Source organism: Paenibacillus phyllosphaerae (assembly GCF_014192105.1).
GTDB classification, from domain to species: domain Bacteria; phylum Bacillota; class Bacilli; order Paenibacillales; family Paenibacillaceae; genus Paenibacillus_Z; species Paenibacillus_Z phyllosphaerae.
The window spans coordinates 55,370-76,164 of the sequence record NZ_JACHXK010000017.1 but is presented as its reverse complement, the minus strand read 5'-3'; the positions used below and the strand labels follow the sequence as shown (position 1 = coordinate 76,164).

The 20,795-nt window shown below is 56.4% G+C and carries 18 protein-coding genes; 10 read left to right on the top strand and 8 right to left on the bottom strand.

Going from position 1 to position 20,795, the window contains the following annotated elements; all coding sequences use genetic code 11:
* Positions 1–22 precede the first annotated feature (22 nt).
* A complete protein-coding gene (locus FHS18_RS26005; protein WP_183603307.1) occupies positions 23–334 on the bottom strand; it encodes a hypothetical protein in 312 nt (103 codons plus the stop codon).
* A gap of 182 nt (positions 335–516) precedes the next feature.
* Between FHS18_RS26005 and FHS18_RS26000 the strand changes: the two genes are divergently transcribed.
* Positions 517–1,761, top strand: a complete 1,245-nt coding sequence (locus FHS18_RS26000) for an N-6 DNA methylase (RefSeq protein WP_183603306.1) — start codon at positions 517–519, stop codon at positions 1,759–1,761.
* Between the two features lie 7 nt (positions 1,762–1,768).
* Entirely contained in the window at positions 1,769–2,455 is a 687-nt protein-coding gene (locus FHS18_RS25995) for a restriction endonuclease subunit S domain-containing protein (RefSeq protein ID WP_183603305.1), read from the top strand.
* Positions 2,456–2,546: 91 nt separating this feature from the next.
* Here the strand turns inward: FHS18_RS25995 and FHS18_RS25990 are convergent, their stop codons facing one another.
* The 3 genes from FHS18_RS25990 to hflX all read right to left on the bottom strand — a co-directional run bounded on the left by FHS18_RS25990 (position 2,547) and on the right by hflX (position 4,670).
* Positions 2,547–2,786 (bottom strand): cold-shock protein, encoded by a 240-nt coding sequence (locus tag FHS18_RS25990; RefSeq protein ID WP_343060678.1) that lies wholly within the window; start codon positions 2,784–2,786, stop codon positions 2,547–2,549.
* Positions 2,787–2,885: 99 nt separating this feature from the next.
* On the bottom strand, positions 2,886–3,086 hold the full coding sequence (locus FHS18_RS25985) for a cold-shock protein (RefSeq protein WP_016423690.1): 201 nt from the start codon (positions 3,084–3,086) through the stop codon (positions 2,886–2,888).
* A 306-nt stretch (positions 3,087–3,392) separates the two neighbouring features.
* Positions 3,393–4,670, bottom strand: a complete 1,278-nt coding sequence (gene hflX, locus FHS18_RS25980) for a GTPase HflX (protein ID WP_183603304.1) — start codon at positions 4,668–4,670, stop codon at positions 3,393–3,395.
* Between the two features lie 891 nt (positions 4,671–5,561).
* On the opposite strand from hflX, the gene FHS18_RS25975 reads away from it, so the two are divergent.
* Positions 5,562–6,899 (top strand): WD40/YVTN/BNR-like repeat-containing protein, encoded by a 1,338-nt coding sequence (locus FHS18_RS25975; protein ID WP_183603303.1) that lies wholly within the window; start codon positions 5,562–5,564, stop codon positions 6,897–6,899.
* Positions 6,900–7,017: 118 nt separating this feature from the next.
* On the opposite strand, the gene FHS18_RS25970 is transcribed toward FHS18_RS25975, so the two are convergent.
* Positions 7,018–7,488, bottom strand: coding sequence for a DinB family protein (locus FHS18_RS25970; protein ID WP_183603302.1), 471 nt, complete (start codon positions 7,486–7,488; stop codon positions 7,018–7,020).
* A 454-nt stretch (positions 7,489–7,942) separates the two neighbouring features.
* Here FHS18_RS25970 and FHS18_RS25965 point away from each other — a divergent pair, with 454 nt between their 5' ends.
* The 3 genes from FHS18_RS25965 to FHS18_RS25950 all read left to right on the top strand — a co-directional run bounded on the left by FHS18_RS25965 (position 7,943) and on the right by FHS18_RS25950 (position 14,462).
* On the top strand, positions 7,943–13,138 hold the full coding sequence (locus tag FHS18_RS25965) for an endo-1,4-beta-xylanase (protein WP_246427913.1): 5,196 nt from the start codon (positions 7,943–7,945) through the stop codon (positions 13,136–13,138).
* Between the two features lie 195 nt (positions 13,139–13,333).
* Positions 13,334–14,005 (top strand): Crp/Fnr family transcriptional regulator, encoded by a 672-nt coding sequence (locus tag FHS18_RS25955; protein WP_183603301.1) that lies wholly within the window; start codon positions 13,334–13,336, stop codon positions 14,003–14,005.
* Between the two features lie 70 nt (positions 14,006–14,075).
* Complete coding sequence (locus FHS18_RS25950; protein ID WP_183603300.1) at positions 14,076–14,462, top strand: carboxymuconolactone decarboxylase family protein; 387 nt, start codon at positions 14,076–14,078, stop codon at positions 14,460–14,462.
* A gap of 124 nt (positions 14,463–14,586) precedes the next feature.
* Here FHS18_RS25950 and FHS18_RS25945 read toward each other — a convergent pair whose 3' ends face one another.
* Positions 14,587–17,373, bottom strand: coding sequence for a glycoside hydrolase family 3 C-terminal domain-containing protein (locus tag FHS18_RS25945; RefSeq protein WP_183603299.1), 2,787 nt, complete (start codon positions 17,371–17,373; stop codon positions 14,587–14,589).
* A 232-nt stretch (positions 17,374–17,605) separates the two neighbouring features.
* Here FHS18_RS25945 and FHS18_RS25940 point away from each other — a divergent pair, with 232 nt between their 5' ends.
* Together FHS18_RS25940 and FHS18_RS25935 are read left to right on the top strand one after the other, a co-directional pair.
* Entirely contained in the window at positions 17,606–18,001 is a 396-nt protein-coding gene (locus FHS18_RS25940; RefSeq protein ID WP_183603298.1) for a VOC family protein, read from the top strand.
* A 217-nt stretch (positions 18,002–18,218) separates the two neighbouring features.
* Positions 18,219–18,848 (top strand): HD domain-containing protein, encoded by a 630-nt coding sequence (locus FHS18_RS25935; RefSeq protein WP_183603297.1) that lies wholly within the window; start codon positions 18,219–18,221, stop codon positions 18,846–18,848.
* Between the two features lie 149 nt (positions 18,849–18,997).
* On the opposite strand, the gene FHS18_RS25930 is transcribed toward FHS18_RS25935, so the two are convergent.
* On the bottom strand, positions 18,998–19,369 hold the full coding sequence (locus tag FHS18_RS25930; RefSeq protein ID WP_183603296.1) for a PH domain-containing protein: 372 nt from the start codon (positions 19,367–19,369) through the stop codon (positions 18,998–19,000).
* Between the two features lie 198 nt (positions 19,370–19,567).
* Here FHS18_RS25930 and FHS18_RS25925 point away from each other — a divergent pair, with 198 nt between their 5' ends.
* Together FHS18_RS25925 and FHS18_RS25920 are read left to right on the top strand one after the other, a co-directional pair.
* Entirely contained in the window at positions 19,568–20,014 is a 447-nt protein-coding gene (locus tag FHS18_RS25925) for a LytTR family DNA-binding domain-containing protein (protein WP_183603295.1), read from the top strand.
* On the top strand, positions 20,011–20,421 hold the full coding sequence (locus FHS18_RS25920; protein WP_183603294.1) for a hypothetical protein: 411 nt from the start codon (positions 20,011–20,013) through the stop codon (positions 20,419–20,421). The genes FHS18_RS25925 and FHS18_RS25920 overlap by 4 nt, the downstream gene beginning before the upstream one ends.
* 82 nt (positions 20,422–20,503) lie before the next feature.
* Here FHS18_RS25920 and FHS18_RS25915 read toward each other — a convergent pair whose 3' ends face one another.
* Positions 20,504–20,737 carry a DNA-binding protein gene (locus FHS18_RS25915; RefSeq protein WP_183603293.1) on the bottom strand — a complete coding sequence of 78 codons (234 nt, stop codon included), beginning with the start codon at positions 20,735–20,737 and terminating at the stop codon, positions 20,504–20,506.
* Positions 20,738–20,795: the final 58 nt, after the last annotated feature.

Genomic DNA, 20,795 nt, shown 5'->3' with positions numbered 1-20,795 from the left:
GACGTACCTGCACGCGAGACGTCTAAGCGTCCTCCTCCAGCCGTCTCGGCCAGAACATGCCCAGTCCGCCCAGGCCTACCAGCGCGAGCAGGATGTACCATCCGAACGAACCGCCCAGCATTTGCTGCGCGCTCACATACAGGATCGTTAAGCAGAACAGACAAATGACGGTGTCCCTCGTATAGACCCAGATGCAGCCTGCCACCGTCCGCGTCTTGCCAAGCTTCTCGCCGCTGCGCCCGGCCTCGCCTACCTGCAAGACAGTGAGCTGGATCGCGCGGAAGACGATATAACAACCGATGATGATGCCGATGATTGCCAATACGCTGATCATTACGTTTATCTCCTTGCCATGGTTAGTTCCTTTCATCTTAACCCCGCAAGTCAAAAAATGGTATCAACTCATTTTCCTATTTTCGTAGCGCGCCGCGCGCCAGGCAGGTATACTCGCAAATGGACCGAATCGTTTCAAAGCGACGGCCATTGTGTTAGTCTTGGTCTAGAGGTGAATCGCACGTGGGAAAACGACATATTATGCTGCCTGATTCGCTGGACGCCCTCTTTATCCGATTGGAAGAAATCATTCTGGCGAATTCCGGCGAAAGCGACTTTGAAGAGATTTTCAAGCTCATCCTCGCTAAGGTGTGGGATGAGCAGCAAGGGCTCAATTTACTCCGCGATCATGCGGACGAATCAGCCACCATCCATGCGGTCAATACGCTGCTCGGCGAGCTGAGCAGCCACTGGACAGGCATTCTGACCGAGACGCATACGAAATTAAGCCCGCAGCATCTGGCGGTATGCGTGGGACTGCTCCTTCCTTTCCGCCTAACCAGCTACCGGTTCGAGGCGCTGGACGCCTTCTTCGAATATATCGTGTCACGTACGGCCAAGGGCTCGAAGGGACAGTTCTTCACGCCGCGGCATGTGGTCGATTTCTGCATCCGGATGACGAACCCGAAGGCAGGCGAGTCGGTGCTCGACCCGGCTTGCGGGTCCGGCGCCTTCCTGCTCCACGCCTTCAATTATGTGAAAGGCGCGAGCGACCAGCAGTGGGGCTTCGATTATGACGACAAGGCGGTCCGCGTCGCCCGAGCGCTGCTCTATATCGGCGGTATCGAGCATCCGAAGATTCATAAGATGAACAGTCTAGTATCGCCGCATTTTCAGGAACAGGTGCTGTTCCACTCGCTAAGCGAACATATGACGACGATCGAGGACGTGCTTCGGATAGACGAGGCTCCGGAAGCGTTCGACGTCATATTGACCAACCCGCCGTTCGCCGGCGAAATTACGGAGAAGGAAATCTTAAGCTCCTATTACAGCTCGCGGGGCAAAACGCGCATCGAGCGCGACACGCTGTTCCTCGAGCGCTGCGTCCAACTACTGAAGCCGGGCGGACGGATGGCGATTATCCTCCCGAACAGCAAATTCGGCGCCAGGGAATTCGCCGATGTGCGGCGCTGGCTGCTGCAGCATGTCCGGATCGTAGGCGTCGTCGGCTTGCCGAACTCGAGCTTCATGCCCCATACCTCGGTGAAGACGAGCATTCTGTTCGTCCAGAAGCGCAAAACTCCGCTTGCGAGCATACCGGCGGAATCGATCTTCTTCGGCATTAGCGAGAAGTCCGGCAAGGATACGCGGGGCACGTTGGAATTCGTCACAAGCGACAATCCAAGCTGGGATAGCCTGGACCATGATCTCCGCGAGATCGAAGAACAGTTCAAGCAGTTCCTGCAGCAAGAACAGATGGGGTGGTGAGTATACAATGGCGATCACAACGGTCAAAAGCACGCATGCGCTCGATGAAGGCTGGATCCTTACGCCGGAGCGCTATCACCCCGGACGCCGGATGTCCATCAAGCAGTCGGCCCAAGGCGTCGTCCTGGGCGATCTGATCGACGTATCCAGCAAGGCCATCTCGGCCAAGGCGCTCGAGAAGCACCCGCAGCAAGTCTACGTGCTCGATACGGGCGATGCGATAGAAGGAAGGATACGCGGCGACAAGGAGCTCGCCTCCTCCCTCAACAGCCAGAAGAAGCTGCTGCAGCCCGGCGATGTCATCATCTCCCGCCTGCGGCCTTATCTGCGCCAGGTCGGCTTCGTCGACCGTCAGCTAGTGGAGAAATTCCAGACCGACACGCTGTTCGCGTGTTCGACCGAGTTCTACGTCCTGCGTCCGAAGAAAGCCGGCGATCCGCTCGCGTTCCTCGTGCCTTACCTGCTGTCTGAGCCAATTCAGACGATCTTCGCCAATGCCGTGGAGGGCAGCCAGCATCCGCGGTTCAACGAAGACGTGCTGCTCTCGCTGCTCGTGCCGGAGACGATCGTGGAGGAGCGCGACCATCTGTCCCAGCTGGTGACGACGGCGATCAGCAGTTACCGCGTCTACGAGCATACGATGCAGGCCAACATCAACATGATGAACCGTTCGATGAACAAAATGCTGCTGTAGCCGGCTAAGGCACGCGACAAACATAAAGGGGCTCTCGCGTTATGACGCGAAAGCCCCTTCTTATTCCATTCCATCGCCTAGCGGTCGCCCGCTATTCGGCTGTTTTTCCTTGCTGCTGATTTTTGCGGAATCGCTTGATCTGCTGGTCGGAAGACATTAAGATCGGCAAGTTTTTCTCGCTGCTGACCATAAGGGAATTACATTGCGAACAGACGGGTGTATCCTTGAACGAGAAGCTATCCCGAATCCATCCTTTGCATTCCGGATTCGTGCAGGACCAGATCATCGTCATTTCCTCCGGCAAATTCTCCAGTGGTCGTCTCCAATTCACAAGAATGCCCCCTCAATCGGATTTACAAAACTGGCTTGCCTGACTTCATCCTAAAAGAAAATCCCTAAACCATGCGGCTTAGGGATTGTCATTGCAGTTCTACAGTTTTACAACGTTCTCTGCTTGTGGACCACGGTTGCCTTGAACAACGTTGAACTCAACGCGTTGGCCTTCGTCAAGGGACTTGAAGCCTTCGCCTTGGATCGCGCTGAAATGCACGAATACGTCGTTGCCGCCTTCAACTTCGATGAAGCCGAAACCTTTCTCCGCGTTAAACCATTTTACTGTTCCTGTTTGCATGTAGAAACACCTCCAAAAAATTTACATGACCTTTTTATTCGAGATACAAACAAAAAAATTCACATATTGCACAAGGTTAATTAAACCGCTATCAAAACATCAACCCTCTGCAATATGTGAATTCAGGTCAAAATCTCAATAAACCAAGATTAACACACCTGATAACAAATAGCAAACAAGCAAGTTCTTCCTCTGGCTAGAAATCGATCAATTTTCTCACAAAAAAGGGATTATCCCACAATGTTGAAGGATAATTCGGGATAATCCCCCGCTGCAAACAACTCGCTTCTGCTCTAGGTACGCCTGTTATTCCGCAGGTTCCGGCTCCAGGAACAGATGCTGATATTTCTCATAGTCCGATTTTTTGCATTCCATCGTAATACGCGTGCCATTCGCCTCGTATTCCGTCGCCTGCACATGCGCATTCGCGTTGAAGTAGGCCACCAGGCGGCCCTCCGCGAACGGAATGATCACTTCGCACTTGACGTAATCTTGGAATACATGGGCCTTCACGACATCGATCAATTCCTCAAGCCCCGCCCGCTCCTTCACGGAGAGGTAGACTTGATTGCCGTTGACTTGCGGATAACGCTCGCCGGTCAGGTCGGTCTTGTTGTACGCGTATACCATCGGAATATGGTCGGCGCCCAGTTCCTTCAAGGTCGAATTGGTCACCTCGATCATCCGTTCATACTCCAGATTCGCGTAATCGACGACCTGGATGAGCAGGTCCGCCTCCGCGACTTCTTCGAGCGTGGAACGGAACGCCTTGACCAGGTGATGCGGCAGCTGGCTGACGAAACCGACCGTATCGGTGAGCAAGAACGACTTGTTGTCCGGCAGCTCGATGCTGCGCACCGACGTCTCGAGCGTCGCGAACAGCATGTCTTTAGCGAGCACCTGTTTGTTCGAGTCCGGCATATAGCGGTCCAGAATCGCATTCATGAGGCTCGATTTGCCCGCGTTCGTATAACCGACGAGACAGACGACCGGAACGCCCGTCTTCTGCCGCTGCTTGCGCTGTACTTGACGGCGGGCAACCAGTTTCTCGAGCTCCGCCTGCAGCGCCGAGATCCGGTCCTCGATGCGGCGGCGGTCCAGCTCCAGCTTCGTCTCGCCCGTCCCTTTGTTCTTCATGCCCGAGCCGCCGCCCTGACGGCCGAGTGATTCGCGTAGGCCCACCAACCTTGGCAGCATATACTGCAGGCGGGCAACTTCGACCTGAAGCTGAGCTTCGCGCGTCTGCGCGCGTTCGGCGAAGATGTCGAGGATGAGAATGGTGCGGTCGATGACTCGTTTTTGCAGCGCGCCCTCTAGATTGCGGATTTGCGAAGGCGACAGCTCATCGTTGAAAATAACGGTCGAAGCATCGAGTCCTTCCGCCAATCCGAGCAGCTCGTCAACCTTCCCCGATCCAAGGTAATGCGAGCTATTGAGCTTGGGCAAATTCTGCGTCAGTTCCGCGACGACTTCGATGTTGCAAGCCTCGGCCAGATTGCGCAGCTCTTCCATCGAGTACGCGAAATCCGGGCGGTCCTGTAAATTAACGCCTACGATGACGGCTTTATTATTCGTTGGTTCCATATGGGAATTCCCCCTTCAAGGTGTGAAATAAATAGCAAAAAACGCACGGTCAGCCTTGGCCTGTGCGTTCGATGAGAGGAACTCAGTTATCTCTCCGCAAAGCTTGTGGAGCTGCATGCACGCTCGCTTGCTTCACGGACAAGAGGTCATTCTCGGATGAGTGCCGATGAAAGACGCCTGCTCCAATAAGAGGCAAACAGTCCTTCCCGCGCATCCGAAAGGTGTATTAAAGGTACACGAGATCTATATCCGATCATCTCGTGAGGGGTATTGGCATGAACAGCCGTTACTGCCAATTCCGCGACAGTCGGCGTCTATGCCTTTGAAATTCAAGCACGTAGAGCTCCGAAGCTTACGGGTTCTTGAACTTCTTCGGAATGAAACTTACCGTTGTCAGTTGCCTGGCAAAGTCCGTTTCACCTTGAAATTCAAGTCGCGCAGCTTCAACGCTTGCGGGGGGCTTGGATTTCTCCGGAATGAAACTTACCGTTGCCAGATGCCTGGCAAAGTCCGTTTCACCTTGGGTTACCTTTAATGGGCAGACCTATCCTGAGTCCTCTGCACACAGGCAGAGTCTTGGCGCTATTCAATTAGGCGCGCAAAGAGCGAACTCGGATAAAGTCTATCACACGTAACCCTCCGTTCTACAATAAAGTACGTTCATTCTAACATAGCCGTCTGCCACTTAGCAAACAATTGGTAATTAATTGGGCGATATCGGAAATCCGCCCCCTACACAAATATGTCAGCTCAATTGGGTAATAGTAAGTATACGCCAAGGGCAAGCCAATACGCGGCCTGCCCCGGTACACAGAGGTACAAGCCCGTTGTTGCTTGCTCCATGCAACCTAGTTTATCGTCAGCTCGTCAAAAAGGAAGTACCACTCACGAATGAGTACGAACGATGCTTCCCTTCTATCTCAAGCAAAGGTGGTGTTCGTCCTGTTTACGACACGAACAATCTGCAAGGGGGCGGCGGCGCTAACGCTCGCCCTATCCCTGATCTTGTCAGGCTGCGGCAAGGAGAACAACTCCTCCGCGCAGCTTCCTACGCCGGCCGCGGAGGGAGGCACCTCGAACGGGAACACGAATGTTGCCCCTGAGGACAACGACGCAACGACGCCGAACAATTCGTCGTCATCCGGTAATACGTCTCCCGCCACGAATGAGCCTGCCGAACAAAGCGGTTCGGCGGCGGAGAATCCCGCGCAACGCGCGCTTGCGATCAGTACGGTAACCGCGCTGCGCCTTGCCGATGCCAAGACCGGCTGGGCGACCGGCGACGGCCAGATCGCCAGAACCGATGATGGCGGCGCGCACTGGGAAGTGCAGCGGATGGGCGACGGGCCGGTCGTTCAGCTGTTCGCGCTCAGCAGCTCGAAGGTATGGGCAACGCTCGGAAGCGCGGACGGCAAGAGCGCGAAGCTGATCCAGTCCACCGATGGCGGCAAGACGTGGACGGAAGCCGGCACCGTGCCGAACCAGGCTTACTTGCATTTCACCGACGATCGGACGGCTTTCAGCGGCAACTATATGACAACGGACGGAGGCGCCAATTGGCAAGCCTTGAACGTTCCGGATCAAGTCGCAGGCGACGTCTATTTCCATGATCTGAACAACGGCTGGGCCGTGCAGTCCGGGAAGGGCAAATATTCGCTCATGCATAGCGCGGACGGCGGCAAGACGTGGAAGGCTCAGCTGACCAAGACCGGCGTGGAGGCGGAGACGCTCGGCACGGTCATTCGTTCCACGGGCAAGGACGATGCCTGGATCGAGATTATCGGCGGATCCGGCATGTCGCAGACCTCCTACGCGCTGTTCCATACGTCCGATGGCGGCAAGAACTGGCTGCCCGCCATCGTCAAGCATGGCGCAGGCTCCGGCCCCGCTCCCGGCTTCACGATGGAAGACGACAAGTATCCGAGCGGCACCGGCAACGGCCCAGGTGCCTTGTACGTTGTTGATCCGAAGACGGCATTCGCGGGCGGCCGCTGCTCGGCGTGCGACAAACCGAATTCGATCTCGGTCACGACGGACGGCGGCAAGACGTGGACCGCGAGCAAAGAAGAATTCGCCGGTTTCGGCACGCAATACATCGCTGCCGCCGACGCGAAACATGTTTGGTTGGTGACCACGGACGCCGAAGCACCGTCGGTCATGTACACCTCAGCCGATGGCGGCAAGACGTGGAGCAAGGCGTTCACGTTCGACAAGCCGAAGGCGGATTGAGAACCGAACAAGCGTGAACTAAAAACCTCAATGCTTCATCTCCCGAGGGGAGAAGCATTGAGGTTTTTGTCATTGGCATACCGTATGTCGTCGATCGTCTCCACGTCAGGGATGTTCGTCAAGCCGACGTCGCCTTCAGCGCAGCCTTGCGGATCCGCTTCATGCAGTCGAGGTGATGCTGCTCCTCCCGCAGGTGGAACAAGAACATGCCCCGTACAAATTTGACCCGCAGGAACGATTCGGCGATCGGGTCGTTCAGCTTGCCGTCGGAGGCGAGGATGATCTCTTCCGTTTGCGCTTGCAATCTGCTCACTATCTCGATGTAGGAAGGCGGCTCCTCGGTCCAGGTATACGGGCTTGTCCCTTTGCGGAACAGGTCGTAGTAGGATTGCGGTACCCGTCTGTGCTCGCTGATCTTCGGGAAAATGCCGTTGTCCCAAGCCACGAGGATATGGCCCAAATTCCATCTGATGCTGTTGTTCATGCCCTCTGGCACGATGTCGATGATATCCCGAGGTGTGGTGTCTGCCCAAGCAATCGTCTGGTTACGCAATTCGCGAAACTGTGTGAAAAACTTACTTTCCCCCATACCTATGGCGCCTCCCATCAGATCCATGCAGATTGAAGTTGACCCGATTATAGCACTTGCGGCTGGAGGAAAATACCGAATCCTGTCGGATGCCTACAAAAGAAAAGCAGCTGCCCATCCGGTCTGCAAAATCCGCCTCCAGACTACAGATTTCAACATACTTCCGCGCTTGTATGCCATCTCCGGTAAGGCAACAGCAACCGCCGAATGGCGCCCGGCATGACCTCAGCATGCTCGAATCGCCTGGTGATTCAATCAAGTATAGGGCCTCGCTGGAGGCTGGTTATACGCAATGTTTAAAAAGCAAAGTACATTCTATACTTCGCCCGGTAAACCGCGCCGTCATTTCACGTTATAATCATGCTCGTGAAAGGAGGATTGTTCCGCAATTGAGTTGTAAGCGCTTAACTATAGGGACTTTTTCATTATTTATCCAAGGGGAGGAATGCTATACATGAGTCGTACGCTTAGAAAAACGGTTGCGGGCTTGCTCACGGCGGCGCTGCTTGTTCCGTCCGGCTGGCTCGCTCCGGCTGCGGCAGCCGCAGCGCCCGATATCCCGGTCATGCTGTACCACCGCGTTGTCGCCAATGCTACCGATGATTGGACGCATACCAGCGAAGCCAATTTCAAGCAGCAGATGAAATACTTAAGCGACAATGGTTATGACACATTGTCCGCGCAGCAGTACGTCGATATTCTCGAGGGGGACGAAGCGGCGCCGGATAAGCCGATTCTGCTGACCTTCGATGACGCGACGCCGGATTTCGTGACGACGGCCCTGCCGGTGCTGAAGCAGTACGGCATGCAATCGGTGCAGTTCGTCGTCAGCGATTGGATCGACGGCGGATACAGCATGACGACCGCGCAATTGCAGACCCTTGCCTCCGAGCCTAGCGTCAGCTTGCAGAACCATTCGAAGACGCATAACGGCGCGAATGACAATGCGGCCGGGGAGATATGGACTGCCGCGATTACCGAAGAGCAAGCGACAACGGAGATTACGGCTGCTAACGATTATTTGAAGGGGATTACGGGTGAAGATCCCGTCCTGCTGGCTTACCCTTACGGCGCTTACAACGCGAATGCAGAAGCGGCCGCAGCAGCGAATGGCCTCAAGTATGCCTTCAAAGTCGGCTATCCGAATCAGGGCAGCTATGCGATGGGACGCCACTATATGCAGCGCGGCACGACGCTGAGCCAATTCGCGGCCATGGTGGGCGGACCCGCTCCTGCAGTACCGTCGGAACCGTCGCAAGACGCAACGGTCGTATATCACGAGACGTTCGCGGACGGCCAAGGCAAAGCGGTCCGTTCAGGCAGCGCCGCGCTGACGCCGGTAACGGGTAAAGCATTCGACGGCAATGACGACGGCGCGGCGCTGTACGTCAGCAACCGGACGAACAACTGGGATGCCGTAGACTTCAAGTTCGCCGACGTTGGCCTTGAGAACGGCACTACATACACGGTGACGGTTACCGGTTATGTGGACGCGGATGCGTCCGTGCCTGCCGGTTCCCAAGCCTATCTGCAGACGGTGAACAGCTACAGTTTCTTGGCCGGCGCGGATTTCGCGGCGGGTTCGGCTTTTACGCTGACAAAAGAGTTCACGGTCGATACGAGCAAGGATACGGCGCTGCGCATTCAATCGAGCGCAGACGGCGCGGCGGTCCCGTTCTACATCGGCGATGTCCGCATTACGGAGAAAGTCGCTTCCGGCGGCGGAGACGAAGAGGAAGAAACGCCTCGCGATCCGGCGCTGCCTTTCAACACCATTACGTTCGAGGATCAGGCCACAGGCGGATTCGTGGGCCGGGCAGGCACGGAGACGTTGACGGTCTCGAATGAGGCGAACCATACCGACGGCGGCGTGTATGCGCTGAAGGTCGAGAACCGTACCAATACGTGGCACGGCCCGGCGCTGCGCGTGGAGAAATACGTGGACAAAGGCTACGAGTACAAGATCTCGGCCTGGGTGAAGCTGATCTCCCCAGCCAGCTCGCAGCTGCAGCTGTCCACGCAAGTCGGCAGCACGAGCCCGAGCTACAACAACTTGATCGCCAAGACTATCAATACCGACGACGGCTGGGTCCAGTATGAAGGCACCTACCGGTATACGAATGTCGGCGACGAGTACCTGACCATCTATGTGGAGAGCTCCAACAACAGCACGGCCTCCTTCTACATCGACGACGTCAGCTTCGAGCGAACGGGCGCGGGTCCGGTCGAGATCGAGAAGGATTTGACGCCGATCAAGAATGCCTACGCGGACGACTTCCTCATCGGCAATGCGGTATCCGCGGCCGATCTCGAGGGCGTGCGGCTGGAACTGCTGAACATGCACCATAACGTCGTCACGGCCGAGAACGCCATGAAGCCGGACGGCATGCAGCCGACGAAAGGCAACTTCACCTTCTCCGCGGCGGATACGATCGTCGACAAAGCGCTCGATGAAGGCCTGCAGGTCCATGGCCACGTGCTCGTGTGGCATCAGCAGACGCCGGCGTGGATGAATACGGCGACCGGCGAGAACGGCACGACGCCGCTCAGCCGCGAAGAAGCGCTCGCCAACTTGAGAACGCACATCAAGACCGTCATGGAACATTACGGCGACAAAGTCATCTCGTGGGATGTCGTCAACGAAGCGATGATCGATAATCCGCCGAACCCGACCGATTGGCAAGGCGCGCTGCGCAAAGCGGCGTGGTACAACGCGATCGGGCCGGATTATGTCGAGCAAGCGTTCCTTGCGGCACGCGAAGTGCTCGATGCCCATCCGGACTGGGAGATTAAGCTGTATTACAACGACTACAACGAAGACAATCAGAACAAGGCGCAAGCCATTGCCAGCATGGTCGAAGAATTGAACGACCGCTATGCCGAAGCGCATCCAGGCAAGCTGCTCGTCGACGGAATCGGCATGCAGGCGCACTACAACGTCAACACGAACCCGGACAACGTGAAGCTGTCCTTGGAGAAATTCATCGACTTGGGCGTGGAAGTCAGCGTGACTGAGCTGGACATTCAAGCCGGCAGCAACGGCGAGCTGACCGACAAGCAAGCCGTAGCGCAAGGCTATCTGTACGCGCAGCTGATGAAGCTGTACCAAGCGCATGCGGACCATATCGAACGCGTCACCTTCTGGGGGCTGAACGATGCGACAAGCTGGCGCTCGGCGAACAACCCGCTGCTGTTCGACCGGGATCTGCAAGCGAAGCCAGCTTACTATGGCGTCATCGACCCGGACAAATTTATCGAGGAGCACCCGCCCGCTACGTCCACGGCCAACCAATCGACCGCCAAATTCGGAACGCCAGTTGTAGACGGCACGATTGACGCCGCTTGGAGCAGCGCGCCGGAGATTGCGGTGAACCGGTACCAGCTGGCTTGGCAAGGCGCGACAGGCACGGCCCGGACACTCTGGGACAACGACAACCTGTACGTGCTCATCCAGGTGAGCGACGCGCAGCTAGATAAGAGCAACGCGAACGCGTGGGAGCAGGATTCGGTCGAGATTTTCGTGGATCAAAACAATGCGAAAACGTCGTTCTACCAAGACGACGACGGCCAATACCGCGTCAACTTCGACAACGAGACGTCCTTTAACCCGGCCCGCATCGCGGAAGGGTTCGCCTCGGCTACGAAGGTAAGCGGCACGAACTATACCGTCGAAGCGGCAATCCCGCTGAGCGCCTTAACGCCGGCGAACGACGCGAAGCTCGGCTTCGACGTCCAGATCAATGACGCGAAGGACGGCGCGCGCCAAAGCGTGGCCGCATGGAACGACACGACCGGCAGCGGCTACATGGACACATCCGTCTATGGCGTACTGACGTTGACTGGAAAAGAGACGGAGCCTCCATCCGCCCCTGCCGCGCCTACAGGCTTGACCGCAGCAACCGTCAACGACACGTCCGCAAGGCTGAGTTGGACCGACTCGTCGCACGAATCGGTCACCTATAGCGTCCATCGCGCCACGGCTTCCGAAGGTCCGTTTACCGAGGTCGTTGCCGACCTGAACGCTTCGGAGTGGACGGATACGGGACTGCAGCCGGGAACGGCTTACTACTATCAGGTGAAAGCCGTCAGCGGTGAATTGGTATCGGAGGCCAGCACGACCGTCTCCGCGCGCACCTTGCTGGCCCCTGTCGCGAATCTGACGGCGTCCGCGCAGAACCATAAAGTCATTCACTTGCAATGGGATGATGTTCAGCCGTCGGCCTCCTATGCGGTGTACCGTTCGCTGACGGAAGACGGAGAATATTCGGAACTTGCGACCGGGCTTAGCGCATCGCAGTATGTCGACAATGCCGTCCAGCCTTCCACGACGTACTATTACCAGGTTGTTGCCGACACCGCGGACAATCACAGCGCGCCGGCAAGCGCGCATGCGACGACAGCCGCGAAGCCGAGCAGCCCAAGCTCCGGCCTCTATCCGACGCCAAGCGTGAATCCGAACGAAGAACCCAATGTAAGTCCCGGGACGAACGGATCGGTGACCATCGAGCCTCCGGTGAAGAAAGACAACGCGGGTCGCGTTACCGGGAACGTATCTGCCGATACGCTTAACAAAGCGTTGGAGCAAGCAGGTCCTTCTGCCGGCGGCAAGAAACAGGTTGCCATTGACGTACCGAAGCAAGCGGACGCCACTGCCTACGAGCTGCAGTTGCCCGCTTCGAGCCTGAACGGCCAAACAACCTACGAGCTGACGATCCATACCGAACACGGAACGGTTGCGGTTCCGAGCAATATGCTGTCTAACATGACGGACGAAGTTGAGCAAGTGTCGATCCGGATCGCCGCAGCTTCAACCGACGGTCTGGATGCCGCCGTTCGCGAGCAAATTGGCGATCGCCCTGTCTTGGAACTGCACCTATTGGCCGGCGATAAGGCGCTCGCCTGGAACAACCCGGACGCACCGGTGACCGTCTCCGTGCCGTATACGCCGACAGCCGAGGAATTGCGTAATCCGGATGCGATCGTCGTCTGGTACATCGCCGGCGACGGCACCGTGACCGCGATTCCGAACGGGCGCTATGATGCTGCGACCGGAACCGTCGTCTTCCAGACGACCCACTTCAGCACGTATGCGGTCGCTTCCGCGACAACCGCATTCGGTGATCTGCAGACCGTGCCGTGGGCGCAACAAGCGATCGAATCCATGGCCGCGCGTGCCGTGATCAAAGGCACATCGGCGGACGGCTTCTCGCCGAACGCTTCGATCACGCGTGCCGACTTCATCGCGCTGCTCGTCCGCGCGCTGGAGCTTAAAGGCACAGGCAACGGCGAGGCGACGTTCAGCGATGTGCCGCAATCCGCGTATTATTACGAGGAACTGGCCATCGCCCAAGAACTCGGAATCGCTACCGGCACGGGAGACACCGCGTTCCAGCCGGGAAGCGGCGTCACCCGCCAGGATATGATGGTGCTGACGACCCGCGCGCTCGCCGCGGCGGGCAAGCAAGTCGCACCTGGCGGATCGTTGGACGCATTCGCCGATGCGGCGAGCGTCTCCGGTTACGCCAAAGCGAGCGCCGCAGCGCTCGTGCAAGCCGGCATCGTCACCGGCAAGAACGGCAAGCTTGCGCCGAGCGACACGCTCACGCGCGCGGAAGCCGCGGTCATTCTGTACCGCGTGTGGAAGCTGTAGGCCGGACCTACTTATAAGAGAATCTCGTCATTAACTTTTCGTCCCTGTCGCTTCCCGCAAGGAAGTGGCAGGGACGAATTTCGTTTTCGGTCTACTTGCTACAAAGGCGTCAGACAGAAGACCCCCATAGAAGGGAGACGCTTCCCCGATCTCGAAGTAACTTCTACGACATAACCGTAATAGGGGGCGCTGAAGTTGGAGAAAGGTAGAAGAGAAGACGTGCTGGAGGCGTATCCTTGCTTCTTAGCGATTCCGCCGGAAGATTGGGCGCAGGCCGAGATGCTTTCGCTTCCCCCCTCAACGCTCCACCCGATTCGTGAAGGCCATCGGTTCCAGCATGCCCTTTTTGTTGTCGAGGGCCGGATCCGAATTTATCGAACAACGGCGGAAGGCCGGGAGATTACCTTGTACCGGGTTGGCAGAGGGCAATGCTGCGTCCTGATGATGGCCAGCATTCTAGGCGACGTGCCTTATGAGGCTTCCGTCGCCATTGAGCAAGAGGTTAACGTTCTGCTGCTGCCCGTACCCGTATTCACCAACTGGATGGCAGCGCACGTCTCCCTGCGCCGCTTCATCTACCAGCAGTTCACCGACCGTATGCTGAAGGTCACCCAGCTGCTCGAAAGCGTATCCTTCCAGCCTATGCCTGTCCGCATTGCCGCTTACTTGCTTCATGCGGCCGCTTCGGGCGATTCCAATGCGATCCGAATCACCCATGAACAGCTCGCCATCGATCTGGGGACAGCCCGAGAGGTCGTGTCCCGCACGCTCAAGAAAATGGCTAGGGAAGGCGCCCTGTCGTTATCGAGAGGGACGATCACCATCGTGAACCCCGGTTATTTACAAGAGATCTGCCAGCCACAGTGACTTTGTCACGGAAGTCCTTTGCTCTTATTCGTACAATAAGGTCGAACGTACAGAGCAAAGGAGGATCCCTATGGATCATTATTACGACCGCGCCAATTTGAGGCGCATACCGGAGCTGATCGCGCTCGCCCCGCAAGCAGCTTCATCTTTTTTGGCTTTCGAGAGGGATGTCTATGACTCTGCCGGGTCCGTCGATCCGCTCACGAAAGAACTGATCGCCGTCGCCGTCGCTCATGTCGTCGGTTGTCCGTACTGTATCGATGTGCATGTCAAAAAGTATCAGTCGCTCGGAGGATCGCCTGCCGCAGCGATGGAGGCCGTCCTGGTTGCTGCCTCTACGCGGGCGGGGGCGGTTCTTAGTCACGCCACCCATATGTTGCACGCATTCGAGACAACGACTCCTGCGACTAGCCCTGACCCCAAGCAAGACAATTCTTCCCCGGATTGCTTTTGCTAGCATACCCTGTTCCTATCATTCGCGCAGCGCAAAAACCCGACCTTCAACCGGTCGGGTTCTTCAATCATGCGCGGTGATCCGCAGCTTTGTTAACCGCAATAGACGCTCGAAGAGCCTTCTGGATTTAGACGCGCTTAAATTCGATCCATTCGATCTGCATGCCCGGCTTCACATGCTCAAGCTTCAGCTCATACAGACCCGCTTCCAGCTCGATTGTGAGCAGCCGCTGATGGACCCATTTGCCCTCGGTGCCGTTCGTCTGGATGGTCGTCACCAGCTGCCCGTTCAGAGCTGCATTGCAAGCGCTCTGCGCCCACAGGCTGTCGGCAGACATGACTTTGGCCACGATCCGGAATCGGCCGCCTTGCTCCACGTTCAGGTAGGCGGTAAGGTCATCAGCACCCAGCTTCACTCGTCCCTCTTCCGCGATGGCTTGCGCACCCTCAGGCGCGAGCGCCTTGTCCCCCGCGAATGCAGGCACGCTGTCTTCGTCGTCCGCTCCTCTGAAGAATACCGGCGCCTGCATGAGGAATTGGCAAATGTTCTTCGCGCATTGCTGCAGTTCCCCGCGGGTTAAGGAACCGTCTTCCAGCGACCGGTTCGTATTGTCGTCCATGACGTTCACTTCCGCGCCGTAGTTCGGGACGACCATATACAGATCGTTCTGCGCGCGAACCATTGCGCTCGTGTTGCGCACGTCCGATACGCCGCCCTCTACAGGATCGTTCATTCTTGCCCACCAGTCCGTCATGACGATGCCCTGGAAACCCCATTCCTTACGCAGAATCGTCGTGTTCAGATCGTAATTGGAGGCTGACCAATGCCCGTTGATCGGGTTATAGGCCGTCATGATGCAATTGGCGCCGCCTTCGCGCACCGCAAGCTCGAAGCCCTTCAGATAGATCTCCCTTAGCGCGCGTTCGGACACGACCGCATCCACCTGATTGCGGTGCTTCTCCTGATTGTTGCACGCGAAATGCTTCAGCGTCGCATTCGAGCCGCCTTTCATAATGCCGCGAACGCAAGCTGCCGCGAATATCCCCGTCACGAGCGGATCCTCCGAGAAATATTCGAAGTTACGCCCGTTCAGCGGGCTGCGCCGGATATTCATGCCGGGTCCGAGCAGCGTATCCACCTGATTGCGAACCAACTCCCGCCCTTCCATCACATACAGCTCTTCGATTAACGCCGCATTCCAAGTCGCCGCCAGCAGCGTGCCGATCGGAACCTGCGTCGCCTTATGCCCGCTGTCCATCCGAATGCCGGACGGGCCATCCGCCGTACAGCCGGTCGGAATGCCGAAATCGAGCAACCGCTCGCTTAAGCCCCCGAAAGCCGATGCCGTCCCCGGCGTCACGAGCGGACTGCTCATCCCCTCGCCTCTGACGATCGTGGCGAGATCTTCGTCGCTCAATTGCGCGATGAAGGTCTCCATGCTGACTTTCCCTTCTTGGACATCCTTCAGCTTGTAGCCGAGATCCCCTGTCGGAGTCAACGTTGCAGGTAGATTCTCCTCGATCCGGGCCGCCAAATCCACCGTTCGCCGAGGCGCCTCCGCGTATGTTAATTCATACGAACCGTCCGGCTTGCGGGCGCCCGGCTTCATGCGCGTGAACGCCTCTATCGGCGCCATCGCTTCCTGCAGCTGCTGCACGACTTGAAGCTCCTCGACCACATATCCTTCCTGCCCAGCTACCGCAACGGGCTCAAGCTGCCGGACGCTATTGCCCGCATACAGACGATAGGTCCCCGCTTCCAGCACATAAGCAGACGGATAACCGGTCGCGCCGCCATCATCATAAGATGCCAGCGATTGCACGGCGCAACGAAGCGTCAGCACTTGGGATTCGCCAGGCTGGAGCAGATCGGTCTTCGCGAATGCCGCGAGCGCTTTGGCCGGCTTCCCGAGCTTGCCTTGCGGCGCTTCCACATACAGCTGCGCGACCTCTTGGCCGGCGAATACGCTGCCCGTATTGGTCACTTTGACATCGATTACAAGGAACGGCTGCTCTCCCTCGCTGATTACCTTCGCTTCGGACGGCTCCAACTTGAATTCGGTATACGATAATCCATAGCCGAATTCGAATTGCACCTTCTCCGGGCTGAACGTCTCGAAGTAGCGATACCCGACATAGATGTCCTCTTGGTAGAGGTTCTTGCTGTCGCTGCCGTAGTTCGCGGTGGACGGATAATCCTCGATGGAATAGGCGATGGTATCGGTCAACTTCCCGCTTGGCGTCACTTCGCCGGCCAATACATCGGCAATGGCGTTGCCGCCTTCCATGCCGCCCTGCCACGCATAGATGACGCACGGCACCGCGCAGCCTTCCTCGTTCAGCCAGCTCATGTCGATAATGTTCGCGACGTTAAGCACGACTACGGTGTGCTCGAAGCGGGCGGTTACCTGCTTCAGGAGCGCTTTTTCGTCGGCTGTTAGTCGGTAGCTGCCCTCGGCGTTCGCGTTATCCTGATCTTCTCCGGCGGTGCGGCCGATGACCACGATCGCCTTGTCGGACTTGCTTCTAGCCGCGGCGGCCAGCTCGTCGCTTACCGGCATTTCCTTCTGATGCCAAGGCTCGGCCGCCCAGCCCCCGCCGCCGTTATCGAACGGATTTGGCTCCAGCCACGCCTCATAGACCGACGCAAGCTCCTCATTGACCGTGACCCCCTGCTTGCTCCGAAGGCCGTCGATCAGATTCGTCGTGTAGGCGACATGCACGCTGCCGCCCGATCCTGTGCCGCTGCGATAGTAGTTGAATTGCGTCCTGCCGAAAATCGCGACCTTCTCGCCGGTGCGAAAAGGCAGCACTTGTCCCTCATTCTTCAACAATACCGCGCCCTCGGCCGCTGCTTTACGACTGAATGCTGCGAACCCTTCTAATGGCACGCCGATCTGTTTGCTGCTCTCCACGATGTTTCCTCCCGTTCCTCTCTTCGCCGATGCGTACAGCTGTTATCTATCGGCTTCCTCTTGGAAAATCAAGTAAGGCTATTATACACCAGCAAGCGCCGCGAATGAAAAGGATTACAATAGATTGCGCACGTATATCTCGGTAAAAATTTACAATACTAAAGAAGGAGAAGCCGCATGAAAGTCTAATAGAACAATAGCAATCATCCGATCACTTGGGGAGGTTCCACCTATGGGCCGAGTCGTGCATTTTGAGATTCACGTGGATAACATGGAACGGGCGCAGAAATTTTACGGCGAAGTATTCGGCTGGACGTTTCAGGACTGGACCGAATATGCGGGCATGCCTTATTACGGCGCAGTAACGGGCGATGACCAAGAGATGGGCATCAACGGCGCTCTCGTGAAACGCCAAGGGCCGCCGCCGGCGCCCGGTCAGCCGATGAACGGCTTCGCCTGTACGATGGGCGTGGCGGACTACGATGCGACGGAAGCGAAGATTCTCGAGCAAGGCGGCATCGTGGCGCTGCCCAAATACGCGCTGCCCGGCATGGCGTGGCAGGGCTACTACATCGACACCGAAGGCAATGTGATCGGCATTCATCAGCCGGACGAGAACGCCAAGTAACTTGCCATACAGCTGTCTCCGTTAACAATCGGGGGCAGCTTTTTTCATTTGGCGCAGCGGCTTCGCTTGGTCCTTATGCATGGAACGATCGGCTTCCGCCCCAATTTACATCCCGGCCAACATCCGCCTGCCCGCGTTAACGATCCACTAACAATTCGCGTATATACTGAATCTATCAGCAGGCTCTTCAATCCTAACGGAAAGGAATGTGTACACGATGGGAATTCACGCTTATTTTCTGTCCCTCACCGATTTGGAGCGGATTATCCGCTGCCCCGGCCGATTCAAGTTTCAAGAGCACAGCGTAGCCGCGCATTCCTGGAAGGTCGTCCAATATGCCAAGACGCTGGCCGACATCGAAGAAAGCAAAGGCGTCACCGTGGATTGGAAGAAGCTTTATGAGATTACGAGCAGTCACGATTACGGCGAGATTTTCATCGGGGATATCAAAACGCCGGTGAAGCACTACTCGCTCGAGCTCCGGGCCATGCTGCAGCAAGTCGAGGAAGGCATGGTCGCCCATTTCATCGACGAGCATATTCCCGCCGAATTGCAGCCGATCTTCCGCAGGCAGCTGCGCGAAGGGAAGGACGACTCCGTGGAAGGGCAGATCCTCGAGGTCGCGGACAAACTCGACCAGATCTATGAAGCGTTCGCCGAGCTGCAGCGCGGCAATATCGAGAAAGAGTTCATCGTCATGTACCGCAATGCGCTGATCAAGATCAAAGGCATCCAGCTCCATTGCGTGGACTACTTCCTCCAGCATATCCTGCCGGATATGGTCCGTGAAGGGTCACGTTCTCCGATCGATATCGAGCAGATCACGAAGGAAGCGTTGGCGTCGTAACACGCTGATTGCGACGAATGCTCAGCCTCATAGATAGATGTCGCATGCATCACCCCGCAATATAAAAGCCAGCCTCCTCAGGCTGGCTTACATAGATGAGAGCGTTGGCAGCGTGCTATGGCGCTGCTTATTCGCGGTTCCCCGCCGTATTAGTCGCGCAGCAGCGCATTGGCGATCAGCATATCGAACTTGCGGACATCGACGCCTTTTTGCAGCCGCACCTTAATATGTCCCGCCCGCGTCCACAGCTCGACCTCCGCATTGAAATCGAGAAACCCGCCGGCATTCTCCGTCGACCACATGTTGATCGAGGAATACGGCAGCGAATAGAGCTCCACCTTCTTCCCCGTCAGTCCCTGCGCATCCCGCACGATCAGCCGCTTATTCGTAAACACGGCCGAATCCCGGAACGTCTTGTACGCGGCCACCGCCACTTCCCCTGCCACCAACAACGCATTCACATCGTGCGGAATCGGACACTCCGATACCAACGTCCATTCCAATATCGCATGCGTAGACATCTGCCTATCTCCTCCTGTTCTCTCGTCAGCAACTCATCCTATTCGCACGCATACGCGGAATATGCCTTTTCGTTAGCCGGCCAGGTTCCGTTGCCGACGGAGCCATTGCAACAAACCTGCAAAAACATGCAGGAAAACGCACATTCGTAGTTTTCGCCCAGGTTTGGCTATATGATGGAAATGAAAGGAGGAACAACATTGAAAATCATATTCGAAGCGGATTCCGGGATGGCCTTGCAGGTCGCGAAAGTGACGACCCATCCGGCTGAAAAAGAGCTCTGGGGCCAGCTTACGCATGCGATACATAGCGCGGAGAGGAAGATCGTCGTTATCGATGCGAGGAATGACCGGAAGGTGGAAGTACCGCTGAGCACGATCGCCGTTATCCAGTCCGAGGACCGGATGTGCAGCGTACGGCTGATCACGGGCGAAATGTATTTGCTCGGCAAACGATTGAAGGTTGTGGAGGAAGACTTGGGCTCGGCCGCGTTTATGAAAATCAACAACCAAACGATCATTAATATGAGTTACATTACGGCGTTCTCCTCGACCGATCAGGCAAGGGTCGAAGTCGTGCTGCATGACCAATCCAGCTACTTTGTAAGTCGTCACTATATGAAAACATTTAAGGAGAGATTATCATGATTCAGCACTTTAAGCAGTCTTTCTTTCAAGTCTTTACGATTACGTCCTTGTGGGTAACCTTGCTGTTGACGTGGTTTTACAAGGATCAGCCGATCGATATCTTATATCTGTGGAATGTAGCCGGCATTGCCGTTATTTTCGCCGCGCTGTACGGGGTGATGTACAACGCGCTCTGGAATCACTTCACGCTAAGGCCGCTCTGGAATATTATCATTGCCTCCGTCTTGAACAGCGCCGGCGGACTTGCGTGCGTGTGGCTGTTCTCCAAGGAGATGTTCGAGCGCGTCAGCCCTTGGTGGCCGGGTATGCTTCTATTGACTGTTATCCTTCATACGGTGGCCTTCTACTTCTATGCCAAGGCAGACAGCAAGAAGAAAGCCGACGAGCTGAATAAACTTATAAAATAATTACGGCTTGGGAAATTGCAAAAATCCACAACCTCATGCGGTTGTGGATTTACATGGTGGAGGGATGTGAATCCCTTCTGGACTAAACGATCCGTTCGGCTACAATTTGGTCGATCTCACTCTTAAGCAGCAGGTATCGATGAACATTTCTCATGATAGGAACTTTGGTCAAATTATTTTTGTCCACGAATACTTTCATTTGGTCTTTGGAGAGACCAAGTAACTTGCCTGCCTCCATAACGGTTAATACAACTTCGTTGCTCGTTGCGTTAAACGTCTTTTTCACCTTTAGATTCCAGTCTTCGAATGCGTCCATCTATGATTTCCTCTCTGATTCCTAATCGATCGGAATACTTCATTATATCATGACTCAG

Bases quoted from the DNA above. Each gene is read 5' to 3' on its own strand.
- FHS18_RS26005 (WP_183603307.1), bottom strand. From the start codon at position 334: ATGATCAGCGTATTGGCAATCATCGGCATCATCATCGGTTGTTATATC.
- FHS18_RS25995 (WP_183603305.1), top strand. From the start codon at position 1,769: ATGGCGATCACAACGGTCAAAAGCACGCATGCGCTCGATGAAGGCTGG.
- FHS18_RS25985 (WP_016423690.1), bottom strand. From the start codon at position 3,086: ATGCAAACAGGAACAGTAAAATGGTTTAACGCGGAGAAAGGTTTCGGC.
- hflX (WP_183603304.1), bottom strand. From the start codon at position 4,670: ATGGAACCAACGAATAATAAAGCCGTCATCGTAGGCGTTAATTTACAG.
- FHS18_RS25975 (WP_183603303.1), top strand. From the start codon at position 5,562: ATGAGTACGAACGATGCTTCCCTTCTATCTCAAGCAAAGGTGGTGTTC.
- FHS18_RS25970 (WP_183603302.1), bottom strand. From the start codon at position 7,488: ATGGGGGAAAGTAAGTTTTTCACACAGTTTCGCGAATTGCGTAACCAG.
- FHS18_RS25965 (WP_246427913.1), top strand. From the start codon at position 7,943: ATGAGTCGTACGCTTAGAAAAACGGTTGCGGGCTTGCTCACGGCGGCG.
- FHS18_RS25950 (WP_183603300.1), top strand. From the start codon at position 14,076: ATGGATCATTATTACGACCGCGCCAATTTGAGGCGCATACCGGAGCTG.
- FHS18_RS25940 (WP_183603298.1), top strand. From the start codon at position 17,606: ATGGGCCGAGTCGTGCATTTTGAGATTCACGTGGATAACATGGAACGG.
- FHS18_RS25935 (WP_183603297.1), top strand. From the start codon at position 18,219: ATGGGAATTCACGCTTATTTTCTGTCCCTCACCGATTTGGAGCGGATT.
- FHS18_RS25930 (WP_183603296.1), bottom strand. From the start codon at position 19,369: ATGTCTACGCATGCGATATTGGAATGGACGTTGGTATCGGAGTGTCCG.
- FHS18_RS25920 (WP_183603294.1), top strand. From the start codon at position 20,011: ATGATTCAGCACTTTAAGCAGTCTTTCTTTCAAGTCTTTACGATTACG.
- FHS18_RS25915 (WP_183603293.1), bottom strand. From the start codon at position 20,737: ATGGACGCATTCGAAGACTGGAATCTAAAGGTGAAAAAGACGTTTAAC.